This is a genomic window from Mesorhizobium sp. WSM1386 (assembly GCF_055901595.1).
This window is the reverse complement of the sequence record NZ_CM148373.1, coordinates 5,578,167-5,592,582: the sequence shown is the minus strand read 5'-3', so window position 1 is coordinate 5,592,582 and position 14,416 is coordinate 5,578,167. Positions and strand designations below refer to the sequence as shown.

Sequence of the window (14,416 nt, the reverse complement as noted above, 5' to 3'; positions counted from 1 at the left end):
CCCTTTTTCGACGGATGGCAAGCCTCCATCTGCAGATGTAGTTGTCGGCTGACGCGGCGCCATCAGCGGTCCCATCAGATTGCATCAGTTGGGACGGTTTTCCCGGGCAGCCGGATGATTGGCGTCGTGGCTCAGCCGAGTGGCCCCACAAGCGATAGCTGCCTTTCAGGACCAGGCCGCTTGAAGAAACCGCTAGATCAGGCCGGCCTTGGCGAGGTCGCGCATCAAATGGCTGGCGCCGTAGGTCCAGTGCGGGCAATCGGGCGACAGCCGCACCCGGTTGACCAGCGCGCCGAATTTCTCCGACGAGATGGTGACGATGTCGCCGACCTTGTGGGTAAAACCCTTGCCCTTTTCGCCTCGGTCCTTCGAGGGCACGAACATGGTGCCGAGATAAAGCGCCAGCCCGTCCGGATACTGGTGGTGCGGGCCCATGGCGGCGGCAACCAGTTCTTCCGGCGAGCGGCTGATCTCGGCCATCGAACTCGCGCCCTCCAGCGAGAACCCGTCCTCGCCTTCGACCTTCAGGCGCACGACCGCGTTCTTCACGTCGGCGATCGTGAACGTGTCGTCGAACAGGCGGATGAAGGGGCCGAGCGACGCGGAGGCGTTGTTGTCCTTGGCCTTGCCGAGCAGCAGCGCCGAACGCCCTTCGACATCGCGCAGATTGACGTCGTTGCCGATGGTGGCGCCGACGATCCTGCCGCTCGAGGCGGCGATCATGGCGATCTCCGGCTCCGGATTGTTCCAGGTCGATACGGGGTGCAGCCCGACATCGGCGCCGAAGCCGACCGAGGCCATCGGCTGGCACTTGGTGAAGATCTCGGCATCGGGGCCGATGCCGACTTCCAGATATTGCGACCAGGCGCCGCGCGCGATGAGCTTGGCCTTGATCTCCATGGCCTCCGGCGAACCGGGCTTGAGCTTCGAAAGGTCGTGGCCGATCAGCCCGGCAATGTCGGCGCGGATGGCGTCGGCCTTTTCCGCCGAGCCGCGCGCCTGTTCCTCGATCACCCGTTCGAGCAGGCTGACGACGAAGGTCACGCCCGACGCCTTCACCGCCTGCAGGTCGGCGGGAGACAGCAGATACGGCTTGGCCGGGTCGCGTGCGGTCTCGAAACTATTGGCGGCGATGTCGTCGAGCGAGCCGATCGGCTTGCCCTTGGCCGAGCGCACGTGCTTTGCCGGATCGGCCATTTCGCAGACATCGCGCACGGTCGGCGCCGTGCTCGACGTGATGTCGAAGACGGTGCCGTCACGCACCGTGACCACCATGGGATGCGAGGCATCGCGGCTGCCGGCGCGCCCGACAAACAGGCCTTCGGCCGGCAGATGTGTCAGGTTGGTCATGGCGTTGGGTCCTCCGAATGGTCGAAAATGCGCTTGGCCGGATCGGCGCGGCACTTTCACCGGATTCCTCTCAAAGGTCTATCCCGTCATTGGCAATCCAAGGTGCCGCGTTCGGTTGTGAGAGTTTCAACTCTCCAAGGCCGCGTCTTATGCCGTGAAAAAGCGCTTGTTCAAGAGTGTGAAATGCACGCGGCCATGAAGAACGGAAGCCCTGCCAAAGCTCCCGCCGGGATTTCGCTTGACAGTTTCATGAATATGAAAAAGTCTCAGTTAATTTCAAAAACCAGGCAGGTCGATGTCGACCCTTGTTGCAAACCAGATGCCAAAGGCTCGGTCTTCATCGGGCTTCAGCTTCGCCATGCTGCTGCCGGGCGCGGCCGTCACCTTTCTGCTGATCCTGTTTGCGCTTGGCCTCGTGCTTTTCCTCGCCTTCCGCAACAATGATGGCTCTCTTCTGGGCGCCGGCTTCAGCCTATCCAACTTCGCCATCGTCATCTCCGATCCGCTCTACTGGACGGTGACGCTGCGCTCGCTGGTGATTGCCGCGCTGGTCACACTGGCCACGGTCGTCACTGCCTATCCCGTGGCCTACTATCTCGCCTTCCACGCCGGGTGGCGGCGCGGTCTCCTGCTGTTTCTGGTGACGCTGCCGTTCTGGACCAGCTATCTCCTGCGGGTCTTCGCCTGGAAGATCGTGCTCGCCTACAATGGCGTGTTGAACTCGGCGCTGATCGAAAGCGGAATCTGGTCCGAGCCGACGCTGGCCTTTCTCAACACGCCGGCCGCCGTCGTGGTCACGCTGGCCCACGCCTATGCGCCCTTCGCCATCCTGCCGATCTATGTCGCGCTGGACACCATCCCGAAATCGCTGAGCGAGGCTGCTTCCGATCTCGGCGCCAGACCTTTCACGTCCTTCCGCCGGGTCGTGCTGCCCAATTCGATGCCGGGCGTGCTGGCCGCTGCCCTCGTCGTCTTCGTGCCGACCGTCGGCGACTATGTCACGCCGGCGCTCGTCGGCGGCCCGGCCTCCACGATGATCGGCACACTGATCCAGGCTGAGTTCGGCAAGGCCAATGACTGGCCGTTTGGGGCAGCACTCTCCGTAGCCGTCATGCTGGTGATCCTGGCCGTGGTGCTGGTCGCGCGCTTCACCGACCGCAGATTTGGCAGTCGCACATGAGCGCGCGCACGCAAGGTGGCGGCCGCTGGCTTGGCGTCTACGTCGTCGCCTATCTGGTGTTTCTCTATCTGCCGGTGCTGCTGATCCCGCTGTTTTCCTTCAACCACTCGATCCAGGCGGCGTTTCCGCTGCAAGGCTTCACCTTGCAATGGTACACGACGCTGATCGGCAATTCGGCTTTGTCCGGCGCGCTCGTCAACAGTCTCGTCATCGGCATCATTGCCGCCACGGGCGCCACGCTGTGCGGCATCACCGTTTCCTACATGGACCTCTATGGCCGCTCGCCGCTGGCCGCCACCATCAGCGCCATCGCTCGGCTGCCGATCCTGATACCGGGCGTCATCATCGGCATATCGCTGCTGATCCTGATCAACCTCATCGGCCTCGGACCGTCGCGTATCGCCATCGTGCTCGGCCACATACTGGTGGCGCTGCCGACGACTGTGGTGATCATGCGCAGCCGCTTCGCCGCCATCCCGAAAACCATTCGCGAGGCCGCCCTCGACCTCGGCGCGTCCGACTGGACGACCTTCCGGCGGGTGATGCTGCCGCTCAGCCTGCCGGCCATCGTTTCGGCCTTCATGCTGGCCTTCCTGATCTCTTTCGACGAATTCATCGTCGTCTTCTTCCTTGCCGGCACCGAGCCGACGCTGCCGCTCTACATCTGGAGCCAGCTGCGGTTTCCGAAGTCGCTGCCGACGGTCATGGCGCTGGGCACATCGATCCTGGCGGTGTCCTTCGTCATCGCCGGCCTTGCCGAAATCCTGCGCCATCGCGGCCTATCCGCGACCGCGCCACGACCCGCGAATCCATCACAAGCAAAACAAACCAAGAGAGGAGAACTGCAATGGCATTCGACCTGATATCCGGCAACCTGATATCCGGAAAGACGGCCCGGGCCGGCCTCGCCGCCCTGGCGTTGGCGCTGTCGTCGACCGTCGCTTTCGCCGGCGACAAGCTGCAATATTTCACCTGGTCGGGCTATGAACTGCCCGACTTCAACAAGAGCTTCCTCGCCGCGCACCCCGATGGGGTCGAGGCTTCCATATTCGGTGACGACGATGACGCCTTCACCAAGGTCAAGGCCGGATTCCGTCCCGATATCGCGCATCCCTGCTATGACAAGGTGGCGCGCTGGAACAAGGAAGGCCTGCTGCAGCCGATCGACACCAAGCGCATCAAGAACTGGGATTCGATCTTCCCGGTGTTCAAGAACCTGCCCGATCTGCAGGCCGGCGACGGCAAGGTCTGGATGGTGCCGTGGGATTGGGGCAACACCTCGATTCTCTACCGCACCGACCTGGTGAAGAACCCGGAAGCGAGCTGGAACCTGCTGTGGGACAAGCAGTATGCCGGCCGCATGGCGACCATCGACGCCGTGCATGACACGCCGATCGTTGCCGCCCTTCTGGCCGGCGTCAATCCGTTCGACATGACGCCGGAGCAAATGGACAAGGTGGCGGAGAAACTGCGCGAGCAGCGCCCGCTGCTCTCCAATTATACAACCGACATGACTTCGGTCGAACAGGCGCTCGCCAGCGGCCAGTTGGTCGCCGCCATGACCTGGAATGCGTCGGCCACCTCGCTGAAGAAACAGGGCGTGCCGGTCGAGTTCATGAAACCGAAGGAAGGCATGCTGACCTGGGCTTGCGGCTTCGTCATGCTCAAGGACGCCAAGAATGTCGACCTTGCCTACGATTTCATCAACAGCCGGCTGGATGCCGAGTCCGGTAAATACCTGATCGAATCGTACGGCTACGGCAGTTCGCTCTCGACCGCTTTCGCCGGCGTGCCGAAGGAAGAGCTGGACAAGCTGCAACTGCCGTCCGATCCGGAAGTGATGCTGAAAAGCACGATCTTCACCGGGCCGATGAAACAGAATGACGATATGGCCAAGATGTTCGAAAAGGTGAAGGCTGGCGGCTGAGGCTGGTTCTTCCTTCTCCCCTTGTGGGAGAAGGTGTCGCCGAAGGCGACGGATGAGGGGTGCTCCAGCTTGGCGCCGACGGCGACCTGTCACCCACCCCTCATCCGTCTCGGCGCTACGCGCCGATCCACCTTCTCCCACAAGGGGAGAAGGGGAAGAAAATGAGGACCCACACATGGACATGCTGGACGAAGCAACCGAAAAGCCCAAGGACGATGCCGACGTGCGCGTCGGCCGGCGGGTGCGGGCGTTGCGGCTGGAGCGCGGCCTTTCGCTGGCCGAACTGGCGGCAAAAACCGGTGTGTCGATCGGCGCGCTGAGCCAGATCGAGCGCGGCATGTCATCGCTGCGTGTCAAGGTGATCTGGCCGCTTGCAGCAGCACTCGACATCGAGCCGTCGGCGCTGATCGCCGACGGCAACGACGCAGTCAATGATCTCTATTGCGTGCGCGCCAACAGCCGCCGCGCGATTCCCGTCAAATCCGAAGGCATCGCCAAGGCGCTGCTGTCGCCGCCGGGCGCGACGCTGACCGGCATGCTGGTGACCGTGGAGGCCAATGGCGGCACGGCGGAAGCCTATGCGCATGCCGGCCATGAATTCGGCTATGTGCTGGCGGGCGAGGTCGAACTGGTGGTGGATTCGACAAAATACGTGCTGAAGCGCGGCGACAGCTTTGCCTTCAAGAGCACGCTTTTGCATGCCTTTCGCAATCCCGGCGCCGAGCAATGCCAGATCCTCTGGGTCAATACCACGAAACCGTCCGAGGTTCGCGATGGCGCCTGATCGTCTTGTGCGGCTGCAGGCGATCTCGAAGATCTTTCCCGGCGGCATCGTCGGGCTCGACGCCGTCGATCTCGACATTGTCAGCGGCGAGTTCATTACGCTGCTCGGGCCATCGGGTTGCGGCAAGACCACCAGCCTGCGCGTCATCGCCGGCTTCGAAAGCCCGTCGAGCGGCAAGGTGCTGCTTGACGGGCGCGACATCACGGCGCTTCGGCCTTTCGACCGGCCGGTCAACACCGTGTTCCAGGATTATGCGCTGTTTCCGCACATGAACGTCGCCGAAAATGTCGGCTTCGGCCTGTCGCTGCGCAAGCTCTCCGGTAGCGAGCAGGCAAAACGCGTCGGCGAAGCCTTGGACATGGTCGGTCTCGCCGACAAGCTTCGCGCCCGCGTCTTGGAATTGTCGGGCGGCCAGCGCCAGCGCGTGGCACTTGCCCGTGCCATCGTCTGCGAGCCGCGCGTGCTGCTGCTCGACGAGCCGCTGTCGGCACTCGATGCACATCTGCGCGAACAGATGCAGGTGGAATTGAAGCGGCTGCAATCGCGGCTCGGCACCACCTTTGTCATGGTCACTCACGACCAGACCGAGGCGCTGTCGATCTCCGACCGCATCGTCGTCATGAACAAGGGCCGCATCGAGCAGATCGCGCCGCCGGCGACACTCTATGACCGGCCGGCCACGAAGTTCGTGGCGAGCTTCATCGGCACCATGAACCTCCTGCAGTCGCGGTTTGTCGGCCGCGATGGCGATCGCCTGCGTTTCACCGCCGGAACGCTGGCGCTGGAAGCCATTTCTGAAGCCGGCCAGTCACCCGGAGAAGGCGATGTGCGCACCATTGGCGTGCGTCCCGAGGATTTGCTGGCGACGACCGAGGCCGCGCCGGGCACGGCGCCGGCGCGCGTCAACAGCATCGTCTTTCACGGCCGCACGCTGCGCCTGCACGCCGAACTCGGGCAGGGCGCTCCTGTTGTCATCGATGCGCCACGCCAGGCAGAGGGTTTTCAATTCAAGGTCGGCGACATGGCTCACATCAGCCTGCGCCGTGGCGCCAGCTGCCCTATGCTCTCGAGCTAGCCTCTTCCACCTTCGCAAGGTCGCTGCACGGTGCGCGCGGGGCGGTCGAACGACATGTGAATAAATGGCCATGGAACTAATCGGCAATTGACTAAAATAGGAAGATACTCCTAGTTTGGTTGATGCCGGAATTGAGCAGCCGACCGCGCCGAAATGTGCAAACGCTATGCCTCGCGCACGAAGTGGGGCAACTCATTCGTGTCCGATGCCGGCACTGCAACATCACCCGGCACTATCTACCCGGCGACCTTGCAAAGCTTGTCGGTGACATTCCCTTTTGGGACGTCGAACGGCATATGCGGTGCGAGCGCTGCAAGCTCCGCGAGCTTGATGCCGACATAGTCTTGCCGAGCGCTGCTGAGCGCCTGAAAATTCGTGTTAGACGTCTTGTCGAAATTCGCATGGTTCGCCGAGTGATCTGGCGAGACGACGATTGAAGAGGCTGCTGCCAAGCCCGATCCTGTAGCCTAGAACAGAGACCCTTGGACCGGAGCCTGTTGCGGAAACTTGATTTGTGTGGCTGGCTTCTCGACGATCATCAATGCATCGTCTGGCGCGGTCCGCTGCAAATACCGTGCTTCTGACCACGGCGCTGTCAGCCAAGCCTCCGTCTCTTCCGACGTCGTAAGGATCACGGGCATAGCCTTCTCGTGAATTGGCGCGACGATTGCATTGGGCTTGGTGGTCATGAATGCGTACAACTCGAAGTCACCAGGACCATCCTTGACCTTCCGAACGCCCTGCCAAGGGGTCCAGAAACCAGCGAAGAAGAATAAGGGTCGGCTTTCGTCACGGGCAAACCAAAAATTGCGCTGGATCCCTGTTTCCGGGTCCTTGTCGCTCGGGGTAGGGCTGGGTTCGGCAAAGCTGGTCACCGGCACGACGCATCGATTCTCGACGCTCACAAACTGTTGCCAGTGCGAGTATTGCGGATTGCGAACGTTCGTGGTGCCATAGTCTGCCTTGCCTTTCATGCGCTCAGGCGGCGTTGGCAAACCCCAAAGCAGCTTAGCTAACTCACGCTTCCCATCTGGCGTGTTGCGAACGACCGGGCCGGCCTGATTTGGATGGATGTCGACCGAAGGTTCAAGGTTGCCGATGACGTCGCGCAATGTGCGTGTCCATTGGCGGACCGCCTCTTGCGTTGTGGTGATGTTGTAGAGGTTGCACATCCAACTAGAATTACGGAATTGGCTTCTGTCCGCAACCAGATGTGCGAGAGCCACTCTGCCCGGCATCACCGTCCTGACACGGATTGTCAGCTACGACTGGGCCGGCAGTGGCAGGTCACCAGGCTGTCCCCTATTTGCTATGCGTCGGAACAGGAGGAACACAAATGACTATCGCGGAAATTGCCAAGGACTTCACCGAACGCCTCAAGCAGGGTGACAATGAGGGTGCTGCCGAAAAGTACAATGCCGACGACATCGCCAGTTACGAAGCCATGGAGGGACCGATGGCCGTCAGCCACGGCAAGGAGGCTCTCAGGCAGAAGAGCCAGTGGTGGCAGGAGAACAACGAAGTGCATGGCGGTTTAGTCGAGGGCCCCTATGTCAACGGCGACCAGTTCGCAGTGCGCTTCAAGTTCGACATAACGCCCAAGGCCACTGGCGAGCGTGTCACCATGGATGAGGTTGGTCTGTACACGGTCAAGAACGGCAAGATCACCGAAGAGCGTTTCTACTATTGACGCCGAAAATGGCTTCCGGGAGCCCGCTCTCTTCGCGGCAGGGTTAAATATGGCGGCCTGGACGACGCCCTGGCCGCCATGTGCATCCGTCCACACCAGGCGTTCGTCGAGATAGCAGCAATGGCGGTCGTTGACTTCTTTGCCGCCGGGTGACTGCATGCGCCGCGGGACGGATTCGACGGTCAGCCCAAGGGAAGCACGCTTTGACGATCACCATGTACGGCATCACCAACTGCGACACGATCAAGAAGGCGCGCGTCTGGCTGGAGGGCCATGACGTGTCGTACCGGTTCCACGACTACCGGGCCGAAGGGATCGAGGCGGGCAAGCTAGACGGCTGGGTCGGCAAGGTCGGCTGGGAAAAGCTGCTCAACAAGGGCAGCACGACGTTTCGCGAACTGCCGGATAAGGACAAGGAATCGCTCGACGAAAAGAAGGCCAAGGCGCTGATGCTGGCCAAGCCGACGATGATCAAGCGCCCGGTGCTGGAGGTGGGGGATCGGGTTCTGGTCGGATTCAAGCCTGATGTTTATGAGCAGGCGGTGAAGTAAGCAGCGAGACGGCAACGCTGCCAATCTCCCCCCTTGCGGGGGAGATGGCCGGCAGGCCAGAGGGGGGTGTGAAGGATCGCCACCCCAACGAGTTTCGTTCTTACGAAAACCTATCTCGAGTCGCTGCGATTGATTGATAGGCTGGAGGGACAGCACCCCCCTCTGCCCTGCCGGGCATCTCCCCCGCAAGGAGGGAGATCAGATGTCGCCTCGGCTTTCGCCAATCGCCAACGCTGCAAAACGAAGCCTCAACCCGCGCGCAAATACCCCGCCAGCGCCACCGCATTGTTATGCGCCTCATCATGCGCGCCGTAGAGCAGCGTCACCTTGCCGTCGCCAAGCAGTCCACGCAGTTGCGCCACCGCCTCGCCATTGCCGTCCAGCTCGGCGCGATACCGCTTCTGAAACTCGGCCCAGCGCGCCGGCTCATGGCCGAACCATTTGCGCAACTCGTCGCTCGGCGCGATGTCCTTCAGCCACAGCGTCAGCGCGGCGTCCTTCTTGCTGACGCCGCGCGGCCATACCCGATCGACGAGAACCCGCTGCCCGTCATCGGAAGCGGGTGGTTCATAGATCCGCTTGACCTCCAGGTCGAAAGCCATCCGACCCTCCGTGCCTTCAGGCCCACTCGCCCTTGCGCATCACCGGCACGCGGGCACCGTCCTTGTGGACGCCGTCGATGTCGATCTTGTCCGAGCCGATCATCCAGTCGATGTGGATGAAGCTCTTGTTGCCGCCGCGCGCGGCGATCTCGTCCTGGCTGAGCGATGCGCCGTCGACGAAGCACTTCGAATAGCACTGGCCGAGCGCGATGTGGCAGGCGGCGTTCTCGTCGAACAGCGTGTTGAAGAACAACAGGCCGCTGGCGGAGATCGGCGATGAATGCGGCACAAGCGCCACCTCGCCGAGGCGCCGCGCGCCTTCGTCGGTGTCGAGCACCTTCTTCAGCACGTCCTCGCCCTTCGACGCCTTGGCCTCGACGATCCGGCCTTCCTCGAAACGCACCGAGATCTCGTCGATCAGCGTGCCCTGGTAGGACAGCGGCTTGGTCGACGAGACATGGCCCTCGACGCGCCTGGCATGCGGCGTGGTGAAAACCTCCTCGGTCGGGATGTTGGGATTGCAGGTGATGCCGTTCTTGGCGGTCGAGGCGCCGCCCATCCATTCGTGGCCGTCCGCCAACCCGACAGTGAGGTCTGTGCCCGGTCCCGTGAAATGCAGCGCGTGGAAATTGTGGCCGTTGAGCCATTCGGTGCGGCCGCGCAGCGCCGCATTGTGCGCCTTCCAGTTGCCGATCGGGTCCTCCACATCCACCCGCGAGGCGGCGAATATGGCGTCGGCGAGCTTGGCCACCGCGACATCGTCGGCGTCGTCCGGGAAGACCTGCTTGGCCCAGGCGAGGTCCGGATAGGCGACGATGTTCCAGTTGATGTCGAAGCCGGTGATCTTTTCCAGCGCCGGCTGGTAGGCCATCGAGTTTGCCTTGTTGGCACGCGCCACTTTCGCCGGATCCTGCGCCGACAACAGCGAGGGATCCTCGCCACGCACGGCCAGCCGCGCCGCATTGTTCGAAAAGGCTTTCGCCATGCCTTCATAGAGCCAGCCGGCAGCGCGGTCGAAACCCGCATCGGCGCCGAAGCGGTAGCGCGCCAGCGTCATCTCGTCGTCGTTGAAGATCGGCGTCACCAGTCCGGCGCCGGCCTTGTAGGCATGCTCGACGATGCGCCTGGTCAGCGGCAGGGCCGCGATCGACGAGGTCAGCACCAGATCCTGACCGGGCTGCAGTTGCAGTCCGACCTTGATGGCGACTTCCGCCAGCCTGTCGAGCTTCACCGGGTCGATCGATGCGGAAACGCCGCGCGAATGTGTGGTCATGATCCTGCCTGCCGTCGTTGTTGGATTTCTCAATCTACATAGACCGACGACACTGCGCTTTCCACCGCGATCGCGCCGGTCGGGCGTGTGGTCGCCGATCCGAACTGCGCCATCGTCGCCGCGATCTCCTCCTTGATCCAGGCCTTGAAGTCCCGGACCTTGCGGCTCTCGGTCTTCTCCGCCGAAGTCACCAGCCAGTAGCCGAGCCCGCTCTGGGCGCGGATTCCGAATGGCGCCACCAGCCGCCCGTCGGCCAGCGCATCGGCCGCCAGCAATTGCCAGCCGAGCATCACGCCATGGCCGGCAATGGCCGATTCCAGGCACAGCATCGGATCGGTGAAGCGCGCGCCCTTCTGGAAGGTGACGGGTTGGACACCGGCCGCGGCAAACCAGCTTTCCCAGTTGATCATCGCCCGCTCGTCGGTGATGGCGCATGTCTGGGCAAGGTCCTCGATCGATCTCAATTTCCGGGCGATGTCGGGTGCGCAGACCGGGAAGACCTCCTGCGCCAAAAGCAGTTCTGCCCGCCCGCCCGGCCATTTGCCGTCGCCGAGCCGAATGGAGATATCGATGTCGGAATGATCGAGATTGGCCAGCCGCACCGAGGCATCGATGCGCAGCAGCACGTTTGGATGCCGGTCGAAGTGACGCGATAGCCTGGGCAGCAGCCATTTCGAGGCGAAGGCCGGCGCCACCGAAACCACCAATGTGCATTGTGTCGCCTCATCGGCCAGCGCCACTGCCTGGGCCAGTTCGCGGAACCCCGCGCCGAGCCGGGTCGCGAACACGGTGCCGAATTCGGTCAGCACAAGGCCGCTCGTCGTGCGCTCGAACAGCGCCTTGCCGAGCTGCTTTTCGGTGCGGCTTATCTGCTGGCTGACGGCGCTGACGGAAACATTGAGTTCGCTCGCCGCCGCTGCGAGCGATCCGAGACGGGCTACGGTTTCAACGGCGCGAAGGCCGTTGAGGTGGATGCGGTTGAGCACGCTCATTTGAGATTTTCTAAACCGATCCGGCTGAAATCTCAATTGAAAGGCACATCGAAACGGCGGATTTTATCGATGGGAGACCGACCGGCGGAGCCGAAAAATGCCAGGGATATTGTCATCGCTGAAGGTCTTGTTCGCCGCGGCCTCGCCATACGAACCAGGCCGCGAGGGCGACACGCAGAGGTGGCTGACCGATCCGCTTTCGCATCCTGTGCTGAACACCATGTCGGAGCGCGAACTCGGCGATGTGCCGTTCAGGCTGACGGCGCGGCGGACCGTGCATGAAACCGCTTCGTTGCACGCCAGTTTCGGCGGGCGCTGCTGAGCGTAAGCGCCGTGCTTTCCGGTTTCAGGACAGGTCGACCACGACCTGGCATTCCGCGGCCGCACTGGCCCAACGGATGGCGGATTGTTTCAGCGATCCCTGCATTTATTGTGCGCTGCAATGACATCAGCCAATTCGACAGCGCTGCGCTACGCCTTCGCCGGCATGATCGCCATGGCCGTCGCCATGGGCATCGGCCGTTTCGTCTACACGCCGATCCTGCCCGGCATGATGGAAGAACTGCATCTGTCGCCGGCCAATGCCGGCTGGATCGCCTCGGCCAACTATCTCGGTTATCTCCTCGGCGCGCTTGCCGCGGCGGGCGGTTGGGCGCATGGGCGCGAGCGTCAGCTGATGCTGGTCGGCCTCGGCGCCAGCACCATCCTGGCCGCGCTGATGGGGCTGACCGACGCCATGGACGCCTTTCTCGCCATCCGCTTTTTGGCCGGCCTGGCCAGCGCCTTCGTCATGGTCTTCATGGCCAGCATCGTCTTCAGCCACATCGCGGCGGCCGGACGCGGCGACCTGCAGGCGTGGCATTTTGGCGGCGTTGGCCTCGGCATCGCGATCTCGGCGGCGATGATGGCGGTGCTGGTCGCCGAACATGCCGGCTGGGCGGCGGGCTGGTTGTGGTCGGCGGCAATTTCGGCATGCGGTTTCGTGGTCGTCGCGCTGTTGGCGGATGAAGGCCCGCTCACCGATGGCGAGGGCGCACGCGAGCCGGCGCTGCCGAAAGACCGGTCGCTGATGAAGATCATCGTCGCCTACGGCCTGTTCGGGTTTGGCTATGTGGTGACCGCGACATTCCTGGTCGCCATCGTCCGGCAAGGCGGCGGCAGCCGCGTTTTCGAGGCCATGGTGTGGATGGTCGCTGGCCTTGCGGGCTTCCCCTCGATCTGGTTCTGGCAGAAGATCGCGGCATGGATCGGGCTACACGCCGCCTATGCGCTGGCCTGCTTCATCGAAGTGATCGGGGTCATCGCCAGCGTGGCACTTGGCGGACATTCCGGACCGCTGCTTGGCGGTCTGCTGCTCGGTGGCACATTCATCGCCATCACGGCGTTTGGCCTGCAGGCCGCGCGCCAGCAGGCGCCGAGGGCGCCCCGGCGTGTCTTTGCCTTGATGACGGCATCCTTCGGTTTTGGCCAAATCATCGGCCCGATCGCCGCCGGGCTTTTGGCGCAGGCGTCGGGCAATTTCTTCCTCGCTTCGATCGTTGCCGCGGCCATGCTGCTGGTCTCCGGCGCCGTCACATGGTCGGCTGCGCCAAAATCGCCATGATTTGTGGTCTTGCTCTGCGCCGGGCATCGGGCAGGCATTTTCTTTCCCCCTAATGTGTGACCTTATGCCCGCCAAACCCCGCTGATTTGCGCATAGATCGAGGAATTCGCCACAGTGTTCGTATCTTTCTTCCCGCAGCCGAAGCTGTTCTTCACTTCGGCCGCCGTCTGGAGCCTTGCGGCCGTTCTATTCTGGTTTTTTGGGGGCGAACAGTTAGGTGCCGTTTTTGGATTGCCGCCGTTGGGTGATGGCACCGATAAGATTGTTGGTGTTGCACTTTTTTGGTCAAAGCCATTTCTGTGGTTCTATGTGTATTTTTCTGCTGTTGTTTTTACTTTTTATATATTTTGGGCCTTGTATCGGCCGCATCCTTGGCAGAATTGGTCAATTCTCGGGTCGTCATTAATACTTTTTGTCATATACTATCAAGTTCAGGTAAGCGTGGCTTTCAACGATTGGTACGGTCCATTCTATGATCTTATTCAGAAGGCACTGGGCACTCCATTTTCGACAACGCCGTGGGATTTTTACGGACAGTTATTGACAATAATGTGGATTGCACTTCTGGCAGTTTTTATCGGGGTGCTTAACAGGTTTTTCGTTAGCCATTGGATATTTCGTTGGCGCACTGCGATGAACGATTATTACATGGATAATTGGGAGAAATTGAGACCGATCGAAGGTGCGTCGCAACGCGTGCAGGAAGATACCATGCGTTTCTCCACCACGATGGAAGATCTCGGCGTAAGCTTGGTCGGGTCGGTCATGACACTGATAGCGTTTCTGCCTGTGCTGCTGCATCTCTCTCGAGACGTAACAGAGTTGCCCATCGTCGGTGCCGTGCCATACTCACTAGTCGTTGTAGCAATTCTATGGTCGCTCTTCGGAACGACGTTCTTGGCGCTTGTTGGTATCAAGCTTCCCGGGTTGGAGTTTCGTAATCAGCGGGTCGAAGCCGCCTACCGCAAGGAACTAGTCTATGGTGAGGATGACACTAATCGCGCGCAGCCTCCTACCGTAGCGGAGCTATTTAGTAATGTCCGGAAAAATTATTTCCGCTTATATTTTCACTACGTCTATTTCAACGTAGCGAGGATATTTTACCTCCAGATCGATAACATTTTTCCATATATCGTTCTTGTTCCGACGATGGTTGCCGGAAAGATCAAGCTCGGTGCTCTGAATCAGATTCTAAATTCTTTTGAACAAGTTCGATCGTCGTTTCAGTATCTGGTAAATTCCTGGCCAACGATCGTTGAGCTACTTTCAATCTACAAGCGTCTACGCGCCTTTGAGGCGAGGATTCACGGTGAGCCGCTGCCGGCCATCGACAGACGCTTCATGGAGCGTCAAGGCTACGGAGGTGATCCAGCCTGATATTTCGGCGAA

Annotated in this window: 16 protein-coding genes; 10 read left to right on the top strand and 6 right to left on the bottom strand. The window is 61.5% G+C overall.

Annotated features, from left to right (window positions below; translation table 11 throughout):
• Window positions 1–192 precede the first annotated feature (192 nt).
• The gene (locus AC0NIH_RS27530; RefSeq protein WP_473466846.1) at window positions 193–1,350 is read right to left on the bottom strand and encodes a fumarylacetoacetate hydrolase family protein; all 1,158 of its coding nucleotides are present in this window, start codon (window positions 1,348–1,350) and stop codon (window positions 193–195) included.
• Window positions 1,351–1,645: 295 nt separating this feature from the next.
• Here AC0NIH_RS27530 and AC0NIH_RS27525 point away from each other — a divergent pair, with 295 nt between their 5' ends.
• The 5 genes from AC0NIH_RS27525 to AC0NIH_RS27505 all read left to right on the top strand — a co-directional run bounded on the left by AC0NIH_RS27525 (window position 1,646) and on the right by AC0NIH_RS27505 (window position 6,316).
• Window positions 1,646–2,530 (top strand): ABC transporter permease, encoded by an 885-nt coding sequence (locus AC0NIH_RS27525; RefSeq protein ID WP_473466847.1) that lies wholly within the window; start codon window positions 1,646–1,648, stop codon window positions 2,528–2,530.
• Entirely contained in the window at window positions 2,527–3,393 is an 867-nt protein-coding gene (locus AC0NIH_RS27520; protein ID WP_473466849.1) for an ABC transporter permease, read from the top strand. Before AC0NIH_RS27525 ends, AC0NIH_RS27520 begins: the two co-directional genes overlap by 4 nt.
• Entirely contained in the window at window positions 3,378–4,457 is a 1,080-nt protein-coding gene (locus AC0NIH_RS27515) for an ABC transporter substrate-binding protein (protein ID WP_473466850.1), read from the top strand. The genes AC0NIH_RS27520 and AC0NIH_RS27515 overlap by 16 nt, the downstream gene beginning before the upstream one ends.
• A 175-nt stretch (window positions 4,458–4,632) precedes the next feature.
• Entirely contained in the window at window positions 4,633–5,241 is a 609-nt protein-coding gene (locus AC0NIH_RS27510) for a cupin domain-containing protein (protein ID WP_473466852.1), read from the top strand.
• The gene (locus AC0NIH_RS27505; RefSeq protein ID WP_473466854.1) at window positions 5,231–6,316 is read left to right on the top strand and encodes an ABC transporter ATP-binding protein; all 1,086 of its coding nucleotides are present in this window, start codon (window positions 5,231–5,233) and stop codon (window positions 6,314–6,316) included. Before AC0NIH_RS27510 ends, AC0NIH_RS27505 begins: the two co-directional genes overlap by 11 nt.
• 236 nt (window positions 6,317–6,552) lie before the next feature.
• Here the strand turns inward: AC0NIH_RS27505 and AC0NIH_RS27500 are convergent, their stop codons facing one another.
• Window positions 6,553–6,768, bottom strand: a complete 216-nt coding sequence (locus AC0NIH_RS27500; protein WP_224687561.1) for a hypothetical protein — start codon at window positions 6,766–6,768, stop codon at window positions 6,553–6,555.
• A gap of 15 nt (window positions 6,769–6,783) precedes the next feature.
• The gene (locus AC0NIH_RS27495; protein WP_473466856.1) at window positions 6,784–7,488 is read right to left on the bottom strand and encodes an SOS response-associated peptidase; all 705 of its coding nucleotides are present in this window, start codon (window positions 7,486–7,488) and stop codon (window positions 6,784–6,786) included.
• Window positions 7,489–7,652: 164 nt separating this feature from the next.
• On the opposite strand from AC0NIH_RS27495, the gene AC0NIH_RS27490 reads away from it, so the two are divergent.
• Both AC0NIH_RS27490 and AC0NIH_RS27485 read left to right on the top strand, forming a co-directional pair.
• Window positions 7,653–8,006 carry a SnoaL-like domain-containing protein gene (locus AC0NIH_RS27490; protein WP_023764560.1) on the top strand — a complete coding sequence of 118 codons (354 nt, stop codon included), beginning with the start codon at window positions 7,653–7,655 and terminating at the stop codon, window positions 8,004–8,006.
• 203 nt (window positions 8,007–8,209) lie between these two features.
• Complete coding sequence (locus AC0NIH_RS27485; RefSeq protein WP_473466857.1) at window positions 8,210–8,557, top strand: ArsC family reductase; 348 nt, start codon at window positions 8,210–8,212, stop codon at window positions 8,555–8,557.
• A 248-nt stretch (window positions 8,558–8,805) separates the two neighbouring features.
• Here the strand turns inward: AC0NIH_RS27485 and AC0NIH_RS27480 are convergent, their stop codons facing one another.
• From AC0NIH_RS27480 to AC0NIH_RS27470, 3 genes are read right to left on the bottom strand one after another with little or no spacing between them, the layout of a single operon-like run.
• Window positions 8,806–9,159, bottom strand: a complete 354-nt coding sequence (locus AC0NIH_RS27480) for a DUF488 domain-containing protein (protein ID WP_023778630.1) — start codon at window positions 9,157–9,159, stop codon at window positions 8,806–8,808.
• Window positions 9,160–9,175: 16 nt separating this feature from the next.
• On the bottom strand, window positions 9,176–10,432 hold the full coding sequence (locus AC0NIH_RS27475; RefSeq protein ID WP_352709145.1) for an aminopeptidase: 1,257 nt from the start codon (window positions 10,430–10,432) through the stop codon (window positions 9,176–9,178).
• Window positions 10,433–10,461: 29 nt separating this feature from the next.
• The gene (locus tag AC0NIH_RS27470; RefSeq protein WP_473466858.1) at window positions 10,462–11,424 is read right to left on the bottom strand and encodes a LysR substrate-binding domain-containing protein; all 963 of its coding nucleotides are present in this window, start codon (window positions 11,422–11,424) and stop codon (window positions 10,462–10,464) included.
• A 97-nt stretch (window positions 11,425–11,521) separates the two neighbouring features.
• On the opposite strand from AC0NIH_RS27470, the gene AC0NIH_RS27465 reads away from it, so the two are divergent.
• From AC0NIH_RS27465 to sbmA, 3 genes are all read left to right on the top strand, one after another.
• Window positions 11,522–11,746 carry a hypothetical protein gene (locus AC0NIH_RS27465; protein WP_473466860.1) on the top strand — a complete coding sequence of 75 codons (225 nt, stop codon included), beginning with the start codon at window positions 11,522–11,524 and terminating at the stop codon, window positions 11,744–11,746.
• Between the two features lie 120 nt (window positions 11,747–11,866).
• Window positions 11,867–13,027 (top strand): YbfB/YjiJ family MFS transporter, encoded by a 1,161-nt coding sequence (locus tag AC0NIH_RS27460; RefSeq protein ID WP_473466862.1) that lies wholly within the window; start codon window positions 11,867–11,869, stop codon window positions 13,025–13,027.
• 114 nt (window positions 13,028–13,141) lie between these two features.
• Window positions 13,142–14,404: a peptide antibiotic transporter SbmA gene (gene sbmA / locus AC0NIH_RS27455; protein ID WP_013896731.1), complete on the top strand. Its 1,263-nt coding sequence runs from the start codon at window positions 13,142–13,144 to the stop codon at window positions 14,402–14,404.
• Window positions 14,405–14,416 lie beyond the last annotated feature (12 nt).

What these genes read in the sequence shown, in the direction of transcription:
- AC0NIH_RS27530 (WP_473466846.1), bottom strand. Translation starts at nt 1,350, where the DNA reads ATGACCAACCTGACACATCTGCCGGCCGAAGGCCTGTTTGTCGGGCGC.
- AC0NIH_RS27525 (WP_473466847.1), top strand. Translation starts at nt 1,646, where the DNA reads ATGTCGACCCTTGTTGCAAACCAGATGCCAAAGGCTCGGTCTTCATCG.
- AC0NIH_RS27520 (WP_473466849.1), top strand. Translation starts at nt 2,527, where the DNA reads ATGAGCGCGCGCACGCAAGGTGGCGGCCGCTGGCTTGGCGTCTACGTC.
- AC0NIH_RS27515 (WP_473466850.1), top strand. Translation starts at nt 3,378, where the DNA reads ATGGCATTCGACCTGATATCCGGCAACCTGATATCCGGAAAGACGGCC.
- AC0NIH_RS27510 (WP_473466852.1), top strand. Translation starts at nt 4,633, where the DNA reads ATGGACATGCTGGACGAAGCAACCGAAAAGCCCAAGGACGATGCCGAC.
- AC0NIH_RS27505 (WP_473466854.1), top strand. Translation starts at nt 5,231, where the DNA reads ATGGCGCCTGATCGTCTTGTGCGGCTGCAGGCGATCTCGAAGATCTTT.
- AC0NIH_RS27495 (WP_473466856.1), bottom strand. Translation starts at nt 7,488, where the DNA reads ATGTGCAACCTCTACAACATCACCACAACGCAAGAGGCGGTCCGCCAA.
- AC0NIH_RS27490 (WP_023764560.1), top strand. Translation starts at nt 7,653, where the DNA reads ATGACTATCGCGGAAATTGCCAAGGACTTCACCGAACGCCTCAAGCAG.
- AC0NIH_RS27480 (WP_023778630.1), bottom strand. Translation starts at nt 9,159, where the DNA reads ATGGCTTTCGACCTGGAGGTCAAGCGGATCTATGAACCACCCGCTTCC.
- AC0NIH_RS27475 (WP_352709145.1), bottom strand. Translation starts at nt 10,432, where the DNA reads ATGACCACACATTCGCGCGGCGTTTCCGCATCGATCGACCCGGTGAAG.
- AC0NIH_RS27470 (WP_473466858.1), bottom strand. Translation starts at nt 11,424, where the DNA reads ATGAGCGTGCTCAACCGCATCCACCTCAACGGCCTTCGCGCCGTTGAA.
- AC0NIH_RS27465 (WP_473466860.1), top strand. Translation starts at nt 11,522, where the DNA reads ATGCCAGGGATATTGTCATCGCTGAAGGTCTTGTTCGCCGCGGCCTCG.
- AC0NIH_RS27460 (WP_473466862.1), top strand. Translation starts at nt 11,867, where the DNA reads ATGACATCAGCCAATTCGACAGCGCTGCGCTACGCCTTCGCCGGCATG.